Source organism: Curtobacterium sp. MCBD17_023 (genome assembly GCF_003224415.1).
Lineage (GTDB): Bacteria > Actinomycetota > Actinomycetes > Actinomycetales > Microbacteriaceae > Curtobacterium.
On record NZ_QKLJ01000002.1, the window covers coordinates 400333 to 416917 of the forward strand.

19 protein-coding genes are annotated in these 16585 nt (G+C 71.7%); 7 read left to right on the plus strand and 12 right to left on the minus strand.

Annotated features, from left to right (window positions below):
- Positions 1-70: 70 nt before the first annotated feature.
- Positions 71-796, minus strand: coding sequence for an MIP/aquaporin family protein (locus DEI84_RS04475; protein ID WP_110824953.1), 726 nt, complete (start codon positions 794-796; stop codon positions 71-73).
- A gap of 344 nt (positions 797-1140) precedes the next feature.
- Between DEI84_RS04475 and dhaK the strand changes: the two genes are divergently transcribed.
- The 3 genes from dhaK to dhaM all read left to right on the plus strand — a co-directional run bounded on the left by dhaK (position 1141) and on the right by dhaM (position 3588).
- Positions 1141-2142 carry a dihydroxyacetone kinase subunit DhaK gene (gene dhaK / locus DEI84_RS04480; protein WP_110889821.1) on the plus strand — a complete coding sequence of 334 codons (1002 nt, stop codon included), beginning with the start codon at positions 1141-1143 and terminating at the stop codon, positions 2140-2142.
- Positions 2143-2221: 79 nt separating this feature from the next.
- Positions 2222-2848, plus strand: a complete 627-nt coding sequence (gene dhaL / locus DEI84_RS04485) for a dihydroxyacetone kinase subunit DhaL (protein ID WP_110889822.1) — start codon at positions 2222-2224, stop codon at positions 2846-2848.
- On the plus strand, positions 2845-3588 hold the full coding sequence (gene dhaM / locus DEI84_RS04490; protein ID WP_110889823.1) for a dihydroxyacetone kinase phosphoryl donor subunit DhaM: 744 nt from the start codon (positions 2845-2847) through the stop codon (positions 3586-3588). The genes dhaL and dhaM overlap by 4 nt, the downstream gene beginning before the upstream one ends.
- Positions 3589-3665: 77 nt before the next feature.
- Here the strand turns inward: dhaM and DEI84_RS04495 are convergent, their stop codons facing one another.
- Positions 3666-4502 carry a helix-turn-helix transcriptional regulator gene (locus DEI84_RS04495; RefSeq protein WP_110889824.1) on the minus strand — a complete coding sequence of 279 codons (837 nt, stop codon included), beginning with the start codon at positions 4500-4502 and terminating at the stop codon, positions 3666-3668.
- 117 nt (positions 4503-4619) lie between these two features.
- On the opposite strand from DEI84_RS04495, the gene DEI84_RS04500 reads away from it, so the two are divergent.
- Positions 4620-5300 (plus strand): SDR family NAD(P)-dependent oxidoreductase, encoded by a 681-nt coding sequence (locus tag DEI84_RS04500; RefSeq protein ID WP_110889825.1) that lies wholly within the window; start codon positions 4620-4622, stop codon positions 5298-5300.
- A 102-nt stretch (positions 5301-5402) separates the two neighbouring features.
- Here DEI84_RS04500 and DEI84_RS04505 read toward each other — a convergent pair whose 3' ends face one another.
- Both DEI84_RS04505 and DEI84_RS04510 read right to left on the minus strand, forming a co-directional pair.
- Positions 5403-6278, minus strand: coding sequence for a pentapeptide repeat-containing protein (locus tag DEI84_RS04505; RefSeq protein ID WP_110889826.1), 876 nt, complete (start codon positions 6276-6278; stop codon positions 5403-5405).
- Positions 6279-6324: 46 nt separating this feature from the next.
- On the minus strand, positions 6325-6756 hold the full coding sequence (locus DEI84_RS04510) for a MauE/DoxX family redox-associated membrane protein (RefSeq protein ID WP_110889827.1): 432 nt from the start codon (positions 6754-6756) through the stop codon (positions 6325-6327).
- Between the two features lie 147 nt (positions 6757-6903).
- On the opposite strand from DEI84_RS04510, the gene DEI84_RS04515 reads away from it, so the two are divergent.
- On the plus strand, positions 6904-7317 hold the full coding sequence (locus DEI84_RS04515) for an arsenate reductase ArsC (protein ID WP_110889828.1): 414 nt from the start codon (positions 6904-6906) through the stop codon (positions 7315-7317).
- A gap of 33 nt (positions 7318-7350) precedes the next feature.
- Here the strand turns inward: DEI84_RS04515 and DEI84_RS15595 are convergent, their stop codons facing one another.
- The 4 genes from DEI84_RS15595 to DEI84_RS04530 form a co-directional block, all read right to left on the minus strand.
- Entirely contained in the window at positions 7351-7512 is a 162-nt protein-coding gene (locus DEI84_RS15595; protein ID WP_181419537.1) for a hypothetical protein, read from the minus strand.
- A gap of 114 nt (positions 7513-7626) precedes the next feature.
- Positions 7627-7905, minus strand: coding sequence for a DUF4190 domain-containing protein (locus tag DEI84_RS04520; RefSeq protein ID WP_110824963.1), 279 nt, complete (start codon positions 7903-7905; stop codon positions 7627-7629).
- Between the two features lie 167 nt (positions 7906-8072).
- Complete coding sequence (locus tag DEI84_RS04525) at positions 8073-8525, minus strand: NUDIX hydrolase (RefSeq protein WP_110889829.1); 453 nt, start codon at positions 8523-8525, stop codon at positions 8073-8075.
- Between the two features lie 60 nt (positions 8526-8585).
- A complete protein-coding gene (locus DEI84_RS04530) occupies positions 8586-9347 on the minus strand; it encodes an SDR family oxidoreductase (protein WP_110889830.1) in 762 nt (253 codons plus the stop codon).
- 207 nt (positions 9348-9554) lie between these two features.
- Here DEI84_RS04530 and DEI84_RS04535 point away from each other — a divergent pair, with 207 nt between their 5' ends.
- Entirely contained in the window at positions 9555-10028 is a 474-nt protein-coding gene (locus tag DEI84_RS04535) for an NfeD family protein (protein ID WP_181420347.1), read from the plus strand.
- The gene (locus tag DEI84_RS04540; protein WP_110889832.1) at positions 10025-11230 is read left to right on the plus strand and encodes an SPFH domain-containing protein; all 1206 of its coding nucleotides are present in this window, start codon (positions 10025-10027) and stop codon (positions 11228-11230) included. Before DEI84_RS04535 ends, DEI84_RS04540 begins: the two co-directional genes overlap by 4 nt.
- A 64-nt stretch (positions 11231-11294) precedes the next feature.
- On the opposite strand, the gene DEI84_RS04545 is transcribed toward DEI84_RS04540, so the two are convergent.
- The 4 genes from DEI84_RS04545 to tatC all read right to left on the minus strand — a co-directional run bounded on the left by DEI84_RS04545 (position 11295) and on the right by tatC (position 16538).
- The gene (locus DEI84_RS04545) at positions 11295-11645 is read right to left on the minus strand and encodes an RNA polymerase-binding protein RbpA (RefSeq protein WP_110824968.1); all 351 of its coding nucleotides are present in this window, start codon (positions 11643-11645) and stop codon (positions 11295-11297) included.
- 113 nt (positions 11646-11758) lie between these two features.
- The gene (gene lnt, locus DEI84_RS04550) at positions 11759-13339 is read right to left on the minus strand and encodes an apolipoprotein N-acyltransferase (RefSeq protein ID WP_258371692.1); all 1581 of its coding nucleotides are present in this window, start codon (positions 13337-13339) and stop codon (positions 11759-11761) included.
- A gap of 11 nt (positions 13340-13350) precedes the next feature.
- On the minus strand, positions 13351-15789 hold the full coding sequence (locus tag DEI84_RS04555; RefSeq protein ID WP_110824969.1) for an RNA helicase: 2439 nt from the start codon (positions 15787-15789) through the stop codon (positions 13351-13353).
- Entirely contained in the window at positions 15786-16538 is a 753-nt protein-coding gene (tatC, locus tag DEI84_RS04560) for a twin-arginine translocase subunit TatC (protein ID WP_110824970.1), read from the minus strand. The genes DEI84_RS04555 and tatC overlap by 4 nt, the downstream gene beginning before the upstream one ends.
- Positions 16539-16585: the final 47 nt, after the last annotated feature.

Below are 16585 nucleotides of genomic sequence, written 5' to 3' on the forward strand. Positions count from 1 at the left end.
GGCCGCGAGGGTGGTGCAGGTGGTGGGGAGCGCGTCGGACGCGCTGGTGGTGCGGGGGTTCCCTGCGGTGCTAGGACACCATCGGGAGGAGCGCGCCGGAGACGACGGCGGCGAGGGCGCCACCGACGAGCGGGCCGACGACCGGCACCCAGGCGTAGGACCAGTCGCTCGTGCCCTTGCCCTTGATCGGCAGGATGGCGTGCGCGATGCGCGGGCCGAGGTCACGGGCCGGGTTGATCGCGTAGCCGGTCGGGCCACCGAGCGAGACACCGATCGCGATGACGAGGAAGGCGACGGGGATCGCGCCGAGCTCGGCCGGGGTCTGGCCGTTCGTGAACGCGATGACGACGAAGACGAGGACGAACGTGCCGATGATCTCCGTGACGACGTTCCAGCCGTAGCTGCGGATCGCCGGACCGGTGGAGAAGACGCCGAGCTTGGCGGCGGCGTCGGGCTCGGCGTCGAAGTGCTGCTTGTAGGCGAGCCAGACGATCACGGCACCGATGACCGCACCGATGAGCTGGGCGAGCCAGTAGAGGAACATCTCGCCGACCGTGATGTTGCCGAGGATCGCCTGCGCGAGGCTGACCGCGGGGTTCAGCTGGCCGCCCGACTTGTAGGAGACCGTGACACCGGCGAAGACCGCGAAGCCCCAACCGATCGTGACCATCAGGAAGCCGGCCCCGAAGCCCTTGGACTTGGTGAGCGAGACCGCGGCGACGACACCGCCACCCAGGATGATGAGCATCGCCGTCCCGACGAGCTCAGACATGAAATTGACGCCGATGCCGTCCATCGGTACCTCCGATTAGCTGTGTTCGGGGGCCCGGCCTGAGCACCGGCACTCCCCGTTGAGTGTTTGAGCCCGAGCATAGTGCTGGGCGTTTGCCCGATGTGGGGGACAGCGAGGCTGCTGCCGCGAAAGTGAGAGGACGTGCACGCACCCTGGTCACCCGGGTCCGCGCGGAGCAGCGACGGGGCCCCGCACCGTGAACGGATGTGCACCGGAACGGCACGGGTGCGCGGCCGTGCCCCTGGTGCGCGCACCTCCCGGCGGTACAGTGAGCCGACTCCGGACGACGTCGGCGGTGGACGGCTGCGGACCGGTCTCTCACCCGTGTCACACCGTGGAGGCGCAGCATGAAGAAGCTCATCAACGACCCGCAGGCCGTGGTCATCGAGACCGTCCGCGGGTTCGCCCTCGCCCACTCCGAGCACGTCGTGCTCGTGGAGGACCCGGTCCACGTGGTCTGCCGCGACGCCCCCGTCCGCGGCAAGGTGGGCATCGTGAGCGGCGGCGGCAGCGGGCACGAACCGCTGCACGCCGGTTTCGTCGGACCCGGCATGCTCGACGCCGCCGTCCCGGGCCCGGTCTTCACGAGCCCGACCCCGGACCCCATCGTCGCCGCCACCAAGGCGGTGGACGGGGGAGCAGGCGTGCTGCACATCGTGAAGAACTACACCGGGGACGTCCTCAACTTCGAGACCGCGGCCGAACTCGCCGCCATGGAGGACATCCGCGTCGAGAGCGTCGTGGTCGACGACGACGTCGCCGTCCAGGACTCGCTGTTCACGGCGGGCCGACGCGGCGTCGCCGGCACCGTGGTCGTCGAGAAGTGCGCGGGCGCGGCGGCCGAGCGCGGTGACGACCTGGACGCCGTCACCGCCGTGGCCCGGCACGTCAACGAGGTCACGCGCTCGATGGGCCTCGCGCTCGCCTCCGGCACCGTCCCGCACGCCGGTGAGCCGTCGTTCACCCTGGCCGACGACGAGGTCGAGCTCGGCATCGGCATCCACGGCGAGCCCGGACGCGAACGGATCGCGATGGCACCCGCGGACGAGCTCGTCGACCGGGTCCTCGAGCCGATCCTCACCGACCTCGCCGCTCCGGCCGGCTCGCGGCTGCTCTTGTTCGTCAACGGGATGGGCGGCACCCCGCAGTCCGAGCTCTACATCGCCTACCGGCGCGCCGCGGAGGTGCTCACGGATCGCGGCCACGAGGTCGCGCGTAGCTTGGTCGGCAACTACGTCACCTCCCTCGAGATGCAGGGGTTCTCGATCACCGTCACGGTGCTCGACGACGACCTGATCGCCCTCTGGGACGCACCGGTCGAGACCCCGGCACTGCGCTGGGGTCGCTGACACCGGGACCGCACGACACCACCAGCACGACGACACCGCTCACGACGCCGACCTGCTCGGCCGCACGAAGGGACACACCTTGTCGCTCGACACCGCATGGGCCATCGACTGGGTCCGCCGCACCGCCGCCACGATCGACCAGCACCGAGCGGAGCTCGTCACGCTGGACCGCGAGATCGGTGACGGTGACCACGGCGAGAACCTCGACCGTGGGTTCCGCGCGGTCGTCGAGTCGCTCGACACCGCAGCCCCGGAGACACCGGGGGCGGTGTTCAAGCTCGTCGCGACGAAGCTCATCTCGACCGTCGGCGGTGCCGCCGGTCCGCTGTTCGGCACCGCGTACCTCAAGGCGGCCCAGGCAGCCGGGGACGCGGCCGAACTCGACGCGGACACCCTGGTGGCCGTGCTCACGGCGGCCCGCGACGGCGTGGTCTCCCGTGGCAAGGCCGAGGTCGGCGACAAGACGATGGTGGACGCCTGGACGCCGGCCGTCGACGCCGCCGCAGCATCGGCAGCCGCGGGGGAGACGCCCGAGCAGGTCCTGGCCGCCGCCGCCGACGCCGCGGCCACCGGCGCCGAGTCGACCGACGCCCTCGTCGCGCGGAAGGGCCGCGCGAGCTACCTCGGCGAGCGTGCCGTCGGGCACCGCGACCCCGGCGCCCAGTCGAGCGCCTACGTCCTGCGCGCCGCGGTGGACGCGGCATGAGCGTCGGGATCCTGGTCGTCTCGCACAGTGCCGCCGTCGCGCAGGGCACGGTCGACATCGCCCGGCAGATGGCCGGTGACGTCCGGCTCGTCGCGGCGGGCGGCACCGACGACGGCGGGATCGGCACCTCGTTCGAGGCGATCTCGGCCGGGATCGAGGAACTCGCCGCCGCCGACGCCGTCGTGGTCCTGTGCGACCTCGGCTCCGCCTACCTGACGACCGACACGGCCCTCGACTTCCTCGACGAAGACCTCCGGGCACGCGTGCACGTCTCCGACGCGCCGCTGGTGGAGGGGACCGTGGCCGCGGCCGTCGCAGCGCAGACCGGTGGTGACGTCACGGCCGTGCTCGATGCGGCGTCCACCGCCGGTGGTACCGGGACGGCTGGTCCTGCCGACCGCACCGACGCGGCGGGCGGCGGGGGAGCCTCCCGGCCGGGAGGCGCGGGACCGGCCGCCGACAGCGGCGACGCGGACGGGGCGGTCGCCACCGCCACCGCGACCGCCGAGCTCGTCAACGAGTCCGGCCTGCACGCGCGCCCCGCCGCCGAGTTCGTGAAGGCGGCCGCTCGGCACGAAGCCGTGGTCCGGGTGAACGGCGTCGACGCGAAGAGTCTCCTCGCGATCATGGCGCTCGCGCTGCCGAAGGGGGCCTCGGTCACGGTCGAGGCGTCCGGGGCGGACGCGCAGGACGCGGTCGACGAACTCGTCGCGCTCGTCCGCTCGGGCTTCGGCGAGTAGCCCCGACCGGCCGGTGCGGCGGCAGGACCGGCCGGTGCGGCGGCAAGACCGGGCGGTGCGGCGGCAGGGCGGGCCGGTCAGTCGCTCGTGACGACGGACTGCAGTCCGGTGACGCGCAGCAGGTCGAGCCGCGACGCGTCCTCGCTGCCGGGCACGACCGTGTAGACGACGATCCGCAGGTCGCTGCCCGGCACCGAGAGCGTGTCGCAGTCGACCTCGATCGGGCCGACCGGCGTCAGCAGGGTCTTCCGGCTCGTCCGGTGCTCGGCGATCCGGGCCTCGCCCCAGCGGCGCTCGAACTCCGGGCTCGTCGCGCGGAGGTCCCGGACCAGTTCAGCGAGGCGCCGGTCGTCCGGGTACCGCCCGAGCGCACCGCGCAGGTCGGCTGCCAGGTCGGACGCGAAGGCCTCGCCGTGCTCGTCGTCGAAGTCGACGCCCTCGTGGCCGTCGGTGAAGAACTGCCAGACGAGGTTCGCCGACCGCCCCTGCCACCGGTCGCCGTCACCGGATGCCGCAGCCCAGAGGTCGTTCCGGTACAGCAGGTCATGGCTCGCGGTGAAGACGGCGAGCGGCACGTCGGCCAGCCGGTCGACGATCCGCTGCACACCGGGTGTGATGTGCCGCGGAACGACGCCGCGCGACGGGGGAGCTGCCCCGGCGACGCGGAACAGGTGGTCGCGCTCCTGCTCGGTCAGCCGGAGCGCGGTGGCCAGCGCGGAGAGGAGTTGCGGCGACGGGTTCAGTGCCCGCCCCTGCTCGAGCCGTACGACGTAGTCGACGCTGACACCGGCGAGTGCCGCGAGCTCCTCGCGCCGGAGGCCCGCCGCCCGCCGCCCCGGACCGGCGGGCAGACCGACCTCGGCCGGGCTCACCCGGTCGCGCCAGGACCGCAGGACGTCGGAGAACTCGCTCATGCGTCCATCCTCGCGCCGATCGACGGCCCGACCGTGGTACTCGCAGTCCTCCCGTCGGCCAGGCAGCACGTCGAGGGGTGCCTGGGGGAGCGGACCGGCAGCGCGCAGGATGGACCCATGACCACCACACTCATCACCGGGGCGAACCGCAGCCTCGGACTCGAGACCGCCCGCCGCCTCATCGAGGCCGGCCACACCGTGATCGCCGGCGTCCGCGACCCCGACGACGCCGACGCCGTCCGCTCCCTCGGTGCCTCCGTCGTCCAGCTCGACGTCACCGACCAGGCGAGCGTCGACGCCGCGTTCGCGTCCGTCCCCGCCCTCGACGTCCTCGTCAACAACGCCGGGATCAGCGGCACCTCGTACGGAGTCGACGACCTGACCGCCGAGGCGATGACGGCCGTCCTCGAGGCGAACGTCACCGGCATCGTCCGCGTCACCCAGGCCGCCCTGCCGCTGCTCCGCGCGTCCGAGCACCCCGTCGTCGTCAACGTCGCCTCCGGCGTCGGCTGGCCGCGGTTCCTCAGCACGCCCGGCCACGACGAGTTCCCGGTGCCGATGATCCCGTACGCGGCCTCGAAGGCGGCCGTCATCGCCCTGACCGTGCAGTACGCGAAGAACCTGCCGACCTTCCGGGTCAACGTCAGCGACCCGGGCTACACGGCGACCGACTTCAACGGTCACTCCGGCCACCAGACGGTCACCGAGGGCACCGACGCGACCGTCGCGCTGGCGCTCGTCGGCCCGGACGGCCCGACGGGGGAGTTCCACAACCGGCACGGGCGCATCGACTACTGACGTCGACGCTGGGCTGGACGGACGGGAGGCGCGTGGCGGGCTCGACCGCGCGCCTCCCGTCCGTTGTCGGTCCAGCGGGACGTGTCGGACCGGACGGCGCCCTCAGCCGCCCCAGTGGGTCGGCCGCTGGAAGCCGTCGTCGAGCCGGGTGTCGGCGTCACCTCGTGCCGCGTTCACCTGCATCTGGGTGAGGAAGACCGCCCCGCGGAGGTCCGCACCGGACAGGTCGGCGTCCCGGAGGTCGGCACCGATGCACTCACACGAGCGGAGCTCCGCGCCGGTGAGGTCGGCCCCGATGAGCAGCGCGCCGCGGAGGCTCGCGCCCCGCAGGTCCGCCCGCCGCAGGTCGGCGCCCACCAGGTCGGCGCCGGGGCCGACCTGGAAGCGGCCGACGCGACGCTCGTCAGCCCGGGTGTCGCGGCTGTCCCCGCCGCGGACCAGGGCCCGCGCGTTCCGGCTCGCCGCGAGCAACAGCGGTCGTGCGGCGTCGTACTCCGCGTCGACGTCGATGCCGAGGATCGTGTCCGGGTCGGCGTCACTGAGCGCACGGACGCGCTCGAAGTCCCGTGTCAGCCGTTCGGCGTCCGTGTCGGCAGGGGTGATCGTGATGGCCTCGTCGAGGTACCGGAGCAGTTCGTGCAGCCGCCGCACGACCGGGAACGTCGCGAACATCGCCTGGCGGGTGGCGTCGTCGTCCCGCCAGGACCGACCCGCGAAGGTGTGCCGCGAGACCTTCTGCCCGGCGCCGGAGCAGTCGAAGACCGTGCAGCCGCGGAACCCCTCGGCCCGGAGGCGCGGATGGATCGTGCAGGCGTCGGCGCCGTCGAGCTTCGTGCACGGGTCGCCGGCGGGTTTGTCGACGGGGAAGTCGACGGACCGGGTGAAGGCCAACGCGACGCAGCAGAGGCCGAAGCAGTTCGCGCAGTCGGCACCGAGGTCCTCGCGGCGGCCGAGGGTCACCCGGGTGCGTGTCGTCATCAGCGTCGAGGCTCCACAGCGACGTGAGCGGCGCCGTCCGCGGTGGTCAGCGCCGCGTCCGGAGCGCGTTCGTCGCCCAGAGCGCGACGGCGATCAGCACGGGCTGGAAGAGGAGTCGGACGAACCGCTTCGTGTCGGTGTCCAGCCCGAAGCCGTCCCGGTGGTGCAGCCACTGCGCGATGTTGCCGGGGAAGACGGCGGTGAAGAAGACCGCGGCCACCCAGCCGACCGTCGCCTGCCGGCGGACGAGCAGCATGAGCGCGGCGCCGAGGGAGATCTCCGCGACGCCGGACGCCAGGACGGTGACGTCCGGGTCGAGCGGCACGAACTCCGGGACCTGCGCCCGGAACTCCTGGCGGGCGACGGTGAGGTGACTGATGCCCGCCCACGTCATGGCCGCACCGAGCAGGATGCGGACGACCGTGCGAGGCACGGTGGAGTGGACGGGACGGCGGCGGTCGATCTCTCGGACAGTCATGTTGTGCACAACCTAACACGGAGCTCCGACGGCAGGGGAGCCGAGGGAGGTGAATTCATCACGCCTGCGCCTCGGTCGGTCCGACCTGACATAATATGCATTATCGGCGCGCAGTCACCGGCAAGCCGAGTGCGGCACAATCACCGCATGAGCACCGGAACGCCCGACCAGAAGCCCGCCGTCCTGTTCGTCTGCGTGCACAACGCCGGGCGGTCGCAGATGGCCGCGGGGTTCCTGCGTGCGATCGCCGGCGACCGCATCGACGTCTTCTCCGCCGGGTCCGAGCCGGCGGACCAGGTGAACCAGGTCGCCGTCGCCGCCATGCACGAGGTCGGCATCGACATCGTCGGTCAGACGCCGGCGATCCTGACGACCGACGCGGTCCGGAACGCCGACGTCGTCGTCACCATGGGCTGCGGGGATGCCTGTCCGGTGTTCCCCGGCAAACGGTACGAGGACTGGGAGCTCAGCGACCCGGCCGGCCTGCCGATCGAGGACGTCCGACCGATCCGCGACGACGTCCGCGGACGCGTCGAACGCCTGGTGGCGACGCTCGTCTGAGCGCCGCTCCCAGGCGTCCGCGGGTGTGCTGCCCTAGTTCGACGAGTCGTCGGACGAGGTCGGCACGTCCGAGCTGTCGATCTCGAGGGCTGCGTTCTCCTCGCCCTGCTCCTCGACGGTGTGGTCCGTGTCGGGCTGCTGGGGCTCGTCGGCCTGCGTGGTCTCTTCTGCCGGGTCCGGCTGGCTGTACGTCATGTCTGTGACGCTACGCCGCGGTCGCTCGATGGTCGCAGGGCCCGCTCGTTCCCGGACAGACGGGAGGCCCGTGGCGAGTTCCGCCACGGGCCTCCCGTCGTTCGATCGCAGTGGTCAGAAGCCCAGCGCGGTGTTCATGTTCGCCGCCGCGTTGAAGAACGCGATCGACGAGAAGATGCCGATGACGAGCGACAGGACGGAGATGATGACGCCGGCGATCGCCAGGCCACGGCCGCGCTCCCCCGTGCGCTTGATCTGCGACAGGGCGATGAGGCTGACGACGAGGCCCGCGATGTTGATGACGAAGGCGAGCACGAAGCCGACGATCGCGAGCGTGCTGAACTTCTGGCTGCTCTGCGCCGTGCTCTGGTACGGGTTGGTGGTGTTGGTCATGATGACTCCGGTGCGAGGATGACGTCAGGTCGCTGACGAATGGTCGACTCTGAACGTACTGACACGGTGGACCGGTGTCCGGAAAGCGGCGCAGGCACCCGCGAACTGGGGACAGACCGATCGTGCGAGCGGCGGCACCGAGCGATGCATCAGCACCGAGCGCTGCGTCAGCGCACGTACCGGCGCACCAGTTCCGGGAGCTCCGCCGGCTCGAACGGCTCGTCCGTCGCCTCGAGCTCGTCCGCCGTCCACCACCGGACCGCCAGGATGTCGACACGTTCGTCGTCCGTCCACTCGGCGTCGGACAACGTGAAGCCCGCCGTCCGGACGACGTAGAACTCCGCGTGCCCGCGGTCGTGGTCGGCCTGGTCCCACGTGACCGCGAAGTCCCAGGACCACACCGGCTCCCCCGGGTCGGTGATGACGATGCCGGTCTCCTCGCGGAGTTCCCGGACCGCCGCGTCCCGGTGCGACTCCCCCGGGTCGACGCCGCCGCCGGGGGTGATCCACCGGTGCGCGCCGTCGGAGGACGGCGCCTTCGTGTCCATGAGGAACACGCGTCCGTCGGGGTCGAGCAGGAGGATCCGGGAGGTCCGGCGCAGGCCGTGTGCAGCAGTCACGGCACCGACGCTAGCCGCCGGGTGCGGCGCCCGCGCCGCGCGGCGGCGAGGGCCGACGGCTCAGTCCGTGAAGGAGCTGACGTCCCCGACGAGCTTCGTGTGGTCGGCGGGGATCGGCTCCACCGCGGCGAGGGCGATCTCGGCGGCGAACTCGGACACGCTGTAGAGCTTGCCGACGGCCTCGCGGCGACCCTCGATGGCGCCGGGGTTGATGCGGTTGAGCAGGGTCGCCGTGATGGTGCCCTCGATCATGTCGCCGGAGACGGTGACGAACTCGATGCCCGCGGCCTCGAGCTGCGGCAGCAGTTCGCGCAGGGCGAGTTCACCGGCACGCTTGCTCTTCGCGACCGGGACGTACTCGGGCAGCGTCTCGGCGGTCTCGACGAAGTGGGCCTGGTGGCTCGTGACGAAGACGACGCGGGACCCGGCGGGCATGTGCGGCACGGCGGTCTGCAGCATGTCGACCTGCGCGTCGCGGTTGAGTCGCAGCGCGTAGTCGTCGCCCATGCCGGACTCCATGCCGCCGGAGGCGTTGAGCACGAGCAGGTCGATGCCGCCCCACTCCTGCACGACCGCGTCGACCATCGCCTGCACGGAGTCGTGGTCGGTGAGGTCGGCCCCGAGGGCGAGCGCCGCTCCCCCGGCCGCGACGATCTTCTCCGCGATCTGCTCGGCACGACGTGCTTTGTTGCGGTAGTTCACGACGACCTTGGCGCCGGCCTCTGCCAGGTACCCGACCGTGTCCGCTCCGATGCCGCGGGAGGACCCGGTGACGAGGGCGCGCGTGCCGTCGAGGGATCCGGGGGCGAGGGGGCTGCTCACAGTGGTGTCTCCTGTCGTGGGGCGGCGCCGGTCCTGGTCGTCCCGGGCGGCATCGAGCCTACCAAGGCGCGGCGCGGCCAGCCCGGTACCCGCGCCGCCGTAGGGGCCACCAGTCGCCTCGCCGGAGGGCGCTGGTACGTTGGTCGGACAAGACCGGACGTCGCGACGCAGCGACCGCCGCGCGCGATGTACGGGGAGGGAGATCGCGTGGACGTCACGGAATGGACGCAGGTGATCGTGTGGATCGCACTTGTGCTCGTCCTGGGGGTGGTCGAGGTGTTCACCCTCGACTTCGTCTTCATCATGCTCGCTGCCGGGGCAGCCGGCGGCCTGGTCGCGGCACTGCTCGGCGCCGAGTGGTGGCTGTCGACGCTCATCGCCGCAGTGCTCGCGCTGCTGCTGCTCGCCGTCGTGCGTCCTCGGGTGCTCCGAGCGCTGAACCGCGGTGCCGACCCGCACCGGACCGGCATCGATGGTCTGGTCGGGATGAGCGGCACGGTCGCGCTCGCGTTCACGTCCTCCGGTCCCGGTCAGGTCCGCCTGGCCAACGGGGAGACCTGGAGCGCGCGCTTCGCTCCCGGCACCACCGACCGCACACCACCACTCGGCACCCGCGTGGTCGTCGAGTCCATCGAGGGCTCCACAGCCGTCGTCCGCACCGAACAGAAGGCTGGCCAATGACCCTGTCCACCGGGACGGTCGTCCTGATCGTCCTCATCGCCGTCGTCGTCGTCTTCGTGATCGTCGTCCTCGCCAAGGCCATCCGGATCGTCCCCCAGGCCACCGCCGGCATCGTCGAACGGCTCGGCAAGTACCACAAGACCCTCAGCCCGGGGTTGAACCTGCTCGTGCCGTTCATCGACCGTCTCCGGCCGCTGCTCGACATGCGCGAGCAGGTCGTCTCGTTCCCGCCCCAGCCGGTGATCACCGAGGACAACCTCGTCGTCTCGATCGACACCGTCGTGTACTTCCAGGTCACCGACGCCCGCGCCGCCACGTACGAGATCGCGAACTACCTCGGCGCCGTCGAGCAGCTCACCACGACCACGCTCCGCAACGTCGTCGGTGGGCTCAACCTCGAAGAGGCCCTGACCAGCCGCGACAACATCAACGGGCAGCTCCGCGTCGTGCTCGACGAGGCGACCGGCAAGTGGGGCATCCGCGTCGGCCGTGTCGAGCTGAAGGCCATCGAGCCGCCCGTGTCCATCCAGGACGCGATGGAGCAGCAGCTGCGTGCCGAGCGGAGCCGTCGTGCCGCGATCCTGCAGGCCGAGGGCACGAAGCAGTCCCAGATCCTCGAGGCCGAGGGCCAGCGGCAGGCGGCGATCCTCGCGGCGGAGGGTGACGCGAAGGCCCAGGTCCTCCGCGCCGAGGGTGAGGCGCAGGCGATCGCGACGGTGTTCGACGCCATCCACACCGGCGACCCGGACGAGAAGCTGCTGTCCTACCAGTACCTCCAGATGCTGCCGAAGATCGCCGAGGGCACGTCGAACAAGCTCTGGATGATCCCGAGCGAGTTCACCGAGGCGCTCTCCGGCATCGCGAAGGGCTTCAGCGCCACGCGGACCGGCGGTGCGCCCGCAGCCGGCCCGGCGGGCAGCGGCGACTTCCTCGAGAAGATCTCCAAGCTCGCGGGCGAGAGCCTCGTGACCACCACCGCCGCGACGACCGGGAGCGGCACCGCGGCCCGGAGCGCGGACGCCACCGCGGCGGACATCGTGCCGGAGTCCGCGCTGGCGGACCGCCTCGCCGAGTCGGACCGGAGCGTCGACGAGAAGCTCGCGGCCGCCGCCGACGCGACCCGCGCCCAGTTCCGGACGGACGAGCAAGCCGGCTCGACCGACGGGCAGGCGCAGGGCGAGGACCGCTCCCCCGCGGTCTGACCGACAGACGACGACGGCCCGCTCCCACAGGGAGCGGGCCGTCGTCGTGTGTGTCGCGCGACGCCTACGCGCCGCGGCGGGCACGGAGCACCTGCAGGCGTTCCTGCAGCAGCTCCTCGAGTTCTTCCCTGGAGCGCCGTTCGAGCAGCATGTCCCAGTGCGTCCGCGGCGCCTTGACGTCCTCTGCGGCGACCTCGACGGGGGTGCCGTCATCGCCGAGCAGTCGTCCTTCCATCCCGGTGCGCGGGTCCGACCAGACGGCCGGGACCTCTGCCTCGGCGGAGAAGACGATGTCGAAGGTCTCTCCCGAGACCGCCTGGTAGACGGCACGCTTCCGCTCGGAGAGCTCGACACCGTCCTCGCTCTGGAGGCTCTGGCTCCCGAGCCGCATGCCTCGGAGACTCCGATCAGCCATGTCCGACTCCTCTCGCTCGTTCCTCCGGTCCAACCCACACCACCCGCCTTTCGTTCCGGAGGGGTGGCATTCACAGTCGGTTCCCAGTGCACGGCGCGGCCCTGGGTGGCAGGTCAGCGGCGGCGGTGTCCCCACGGAGCGCAGGCGAGCAGGACGAGCAGACCGCCGAGCGACAGCGCGAGCGTGATGTTCCCCGATGCGACGGTCGCCGGCGTGGTCGACGTGCCGAGCGGGACGTCCGTCACCATCGAACTCGCGGTGTACGCCGGGACCCGGTCGATGGTCCGACCGCTCGGGTCGATGACCTGGGATGCGCCGACGGTGGAGATGTTCACGAGCGACCGTCCGGTCTCGACGGCCCGCATCCGGGCGATCTCGAGCTGCTGGAGGTTCTCGTCGGTCCCGTCGAAGTCGGCGTTGTTCGTCTGCGCCAGGATCACCTGCGCTCCCCCGTCCGCCAAGTCCGCCGTCAGGCCGTCGTCCACCACGTCGAAGCAGATCATCACGCCGGCGCGGATGCCGGCGACCGGCAGCACGTTCGGCTTCGTCCCCGGGGTGTAGTCGCGCTGCAGGAGCCCGATCAGCGACGGGGCGAGCTTCGAGTAGAACCAGCGGTCCGGGACGTACTCCCCGAACGGGACCGGCCGCTTCTTGTCGTACGAGGCCCCCCAGCCGTCGTCGTCCCACACGAACGAGGTGTTGTGCAGGACTCCGGACGCGGTCTGCGTCACGCCGCCTGCGACCAGCGGGGCCCCGACGCTCCGCACGACGGCGTCGAGCGCGGACGCGATGACCGGTTCGCGACGGGGGTCGTACTCCGCCGCCGCCTCCGGCCACACGACCAGGTCGACGCCGCGGGCCTCGACGTCGGTGGCCGCGACCTGCGACCGGAGGACGTCGCCGGGTTCGGCGCCGTCGAAGTAGCCGGCGGGCCCGTTGCCCTGGACGGCCTCGACCCGCACCGTGCCGTCGACCGCCGTCGGCCACGCGGGCACCGCCAGGACCACCGAGACGAGCAGCCCGGCCGTCGCCACCCGGACCGACAGGCGGAGCCCGCCGACGAGTCCGAGGGAGACCACGACGGCGACGCAGTAGACGACGACGAAGCTCAGTCCGAGGACGCCGACGTACGCGGCGAGGTGCGTGAACGGCCCCTGGGACTGGGACAGGCCCACCCGACCCCAGGCGAACCCGCCGTACGGCCAGCTGCCGGAGAGCCATTCGCGTCCGGTCCAAAGCGCAGCGACCACCGCCGGGAGGCCCCACACGCGTCCGGCGGTCGAGGTCACGACGCGCCCCACCCACCGGTACGCGAGCGCGATCGCCACCGTGCCGACGGCGAAGAGCGCCGCCTCGAGCAGCGCGAGCGCGAACCACGGCACCGGTCCGAGGTACCGTCCGGCCCACGAGATCACCGGCACCCAGAACGCCACGCCGGCGACGAAGCCGAGCCAGGAGGCGCGGCGGGCCCGCTGCCCGATCGCGGCGAGCAGGAGGCACGCGACCGCCGGGTACGCGAGGAACCACCAGCCCGGGGACGGGAACGACAGGGCGAACAGCAGTCCGCCGACGACCGACAGCGGCAGCGCCTGTGCGAGGGGCAGGGCCGCGGTCAGCGCGTCGCCCGCCGTCCCGGGCCGCCACCGCCCGGCGGACGCGCGCACCGGACGTACGGGTGTGGCGAGGACCGTCACCGGGCCTCCCGTCAGACCGTCGCGTAGGCGACGATGCCGCGGCGCACCGCGTCCGTCGCTCGACGGGCCGTGCGGGCGAGGTCCTCGTCGCCCGCGTTGCGGATCTGGTCGAGGAGGTCGATGACCTGCTTCGACCACCGGACGAAGTCGCCCGCGGCGAGGTCGAGCGACCGCAGGACGTCGTCGAGCGGCGACCCGGAGGCCCACCGGAACATCCCGAGCGCGATCGCCGGTGTCGGCGGCTCGGAACCGGCGAGCCGGGCGTCGCGCTCGACGTCGTCCAGGCGGGCCCAGATCGTGAGCGTCTCGTCCAGAGCCGGCCGGAAGGCGCCGCGGGGCACGGCGTGCTCGGTGCCCGGCGCGTCCTCGCGACGGGGCTGGTAGACGATGGTCGCCGCCATCCCGGCGAGCTGCGCGGGTGTGAGTTCCTTCCACACGCCGGCCTCGAGGCACTCGGCGACGAGCAGGTCGCGGTCCCCGTAGATGCGCTGCAGCCGCCGACCGCCGGCCGCCACCGTGACGTCTCCGGAGTCGTCCTGCACCAGGTACCCGAGTGCGAGCAGCACGTCGGTCACGCGGTCGAACGTCGTCGCGACCGCGCCCGTTCGGGACCGGATCTGCTGCACGAGCTTGTCGTTGCTGCGCTTGAGCTTGTACCAGCGCTCCGCCCAGCGTGCGTGGGCCTCGCGGTCCGGGCAGGCGTGGCACGGGTGCCGCTGGAGCTGTCGGCGGACCTCGGTGATCGCGGACTGGCGGTCCTGGCGGGCCCCGTGCGAGGCCTCGCGGCCGCCGGGCACGTTCGAGCGCTCGAGGTCCGACAGCCGCCGGCGGAGTGCCGCGTACTCCGTGAAGTCGCCGAGGTGGCACTGCATGGCGTTCTGGTAGCCGTCCAGGGACTCCTGCTGCGACCGGACCTTGCGGGCGAGGTCGACGACGGACCGGTCCGCCTGGAACTGCGCGAACGAGGTCTCGAGCACCTCGCGCGTGCGGTCGCGGCCGAACTGCTCGATGAGGTTCACGGCCATGTTGTAGGTCGGCTTGAACGACGAGTTGAGCGGGTAGGTCCGACGGCTCGCGAGCGACGCGACGGCCTGCGGCTCGAGGCCGTCCGACCACTGCACGACCGAGTGGCCCTCGACGTCGATCCCCCGACGACCGGCACGACCCGTGAGCTGCGTGTACTCCCCCGGCGTGATCGGGACCCGGGCCTCGCCGTTGAACTTCTCGAGCTTCTCGAGGACGACGGTGCGCGCCGGCATGTTCACCCCGAGGGCCAGGGTCTCGGTGGCGAAGACGACCTTGAGGAGCTTGCGCTGGAACAGGTCCTCGACGACCTCCTTGAACGCGGGCAACAGCCCGGCGTGGTGTGCGGCGACCCCGCGCTCGAGCCCCTCCAACCACTCCCAGTACCCGAGGACGGCGAGGTCCTCGTCGAGGAGGGTGCGGCAGTGGTACTCGGCCGTCTCGCGGATCTCACGCCGCTCGTCCGCGGTCGTCAGCGACAGCCCCGAGCGCACGACGTGCCGGACGCCCTGGTCGCAGCCGTTCCGGCTGAAGACGAAGAAGATCGCGGGCAGGAGCATGCGCTCGTCGAGCATCTTCGCGATCTGCTCGCGGTGGGCCTTCTCCGCACGGGGACCACGGCGGTCCGGGTACACCGGGCGCCCGCGACGGCCGCGCGGACCGTTCGTGCCGTGACGGTTGGCGCCGCCGACGAGCCGGAGGAGCTCGGGGTTGACGCGGTTCGTCGCCGCGGCACCGGACGAGTCGAAGAGGTCGACCATCTTGTTCCCGACGAGCACGTGCTGCTCGAGCGGGACCGGGCGGTCCTCGGAGACGATGACGTCGGTGTCGCCGCGCACCGTCTGCAGCCAGTCGCCGAACTCCTCGGCGTTGCTGACGGTCGCGGAGAGCGACACCAGCCGGACCTCGGTCGGGAGGTGCAGGATGACCTCTTCCCAGACCGCGCCACGGAACCGGTCGGCGAGGTAGTGCACCTCGTCGAGCACCACCCACGCCAGGTCGTCGAGCAGGTCCGAGTCGGCGTAGATCATGTTCCGCAGGACCTCGGTCGTCATCACGACGACGCGGGCCCGGGGGTTGACGTTCGTGTCGCCGGTGAGCAGCCCGACCTCGGTCTCGCCGTACGCCTGCACGAGCTCGGCGTACTTCTGGTTGCTCAGCGCCTTCATCGGCGTCGTGTAGAACACCTTCGCGGTCGGCTGTCGCATCGCCAGCCAGATCGCGAACTCGGCCACGATCGTCTTGCCGGCGCCGGTCGGTGCGGCCACGAGCACGCTGTTGCCGCGGTCGACCGCGTCACAGGCCGCGAACTGGAACGGGTCGAGGTCGAAGCGGAGGTCGGTCCGGAACAACTCGAGGTTCCGCGAGCGACGGCGGACCTTCGCGGCGGCGAACCGCTCGGCGGGGCTCAGGCTGGTCTCGGTCACAGGCCGTACTCCTCGTCGAGCTTCGCCTGGCGCTTCGCCAGACGGCGGTCGTGCACCCACGTCACCAGGCAGGCGGCGAAGTAGAGCACGACCATCGGGATGGCCAGGATGAACATGGACAGCACGTCCGCCGACGGCGTGACGAGCGCGGTGAAGACGAGGATCAGCACGATCGCGACCCGCCACGACCGGACGATCGCCGCGGCCGTCAGGACCCCGACGAAGTTGAGCAGGACGAGGAAGACCGGCAGCACGAAGGCGATGCCGACCGCGACGATGAGCTTGATGACGAAGTCGTAGTACGCCTTCGCGTCGACGATCGACGTGTCCTGCGCCGAGACGAAGCTGCCGAGGATGCCGACGACGTGCGGCAGGACGTACCACCCGAAGGCGCATCCGGCGAAGAACAGCGGGATCGCCGAACCGAGGAAGCCCCACACGTACTGCTTCTCGCGACGGACCAGGGCCGGGACGATGAAGGCCCAGATCTGGTACAGCCAGACCGGGCTCGCGATGACGACGCCGATCGTGACCGCGATCTGCAGGCGGAGGTCGAACGCCCCCGTGATCATCGGGAAGTTCAGCTCCGCGGTGTGCCCGCCGACCCGGGCCAGCTGCGTGACCGGGGAGCGGAGCGCGTCGAGCACGAACGGTGTGAGGAACCAGCCGCCGACCGCCGCCACCAGGACCGCGACGACGGCCTTGAACAGGCGGTTGCGCAGCTCGATCAAGTGTTGACCGAGGGACATGCGGCCTTCGGGTTCCTTCGGTCGGCGCCCGTGCCGCTTCTCTCGCC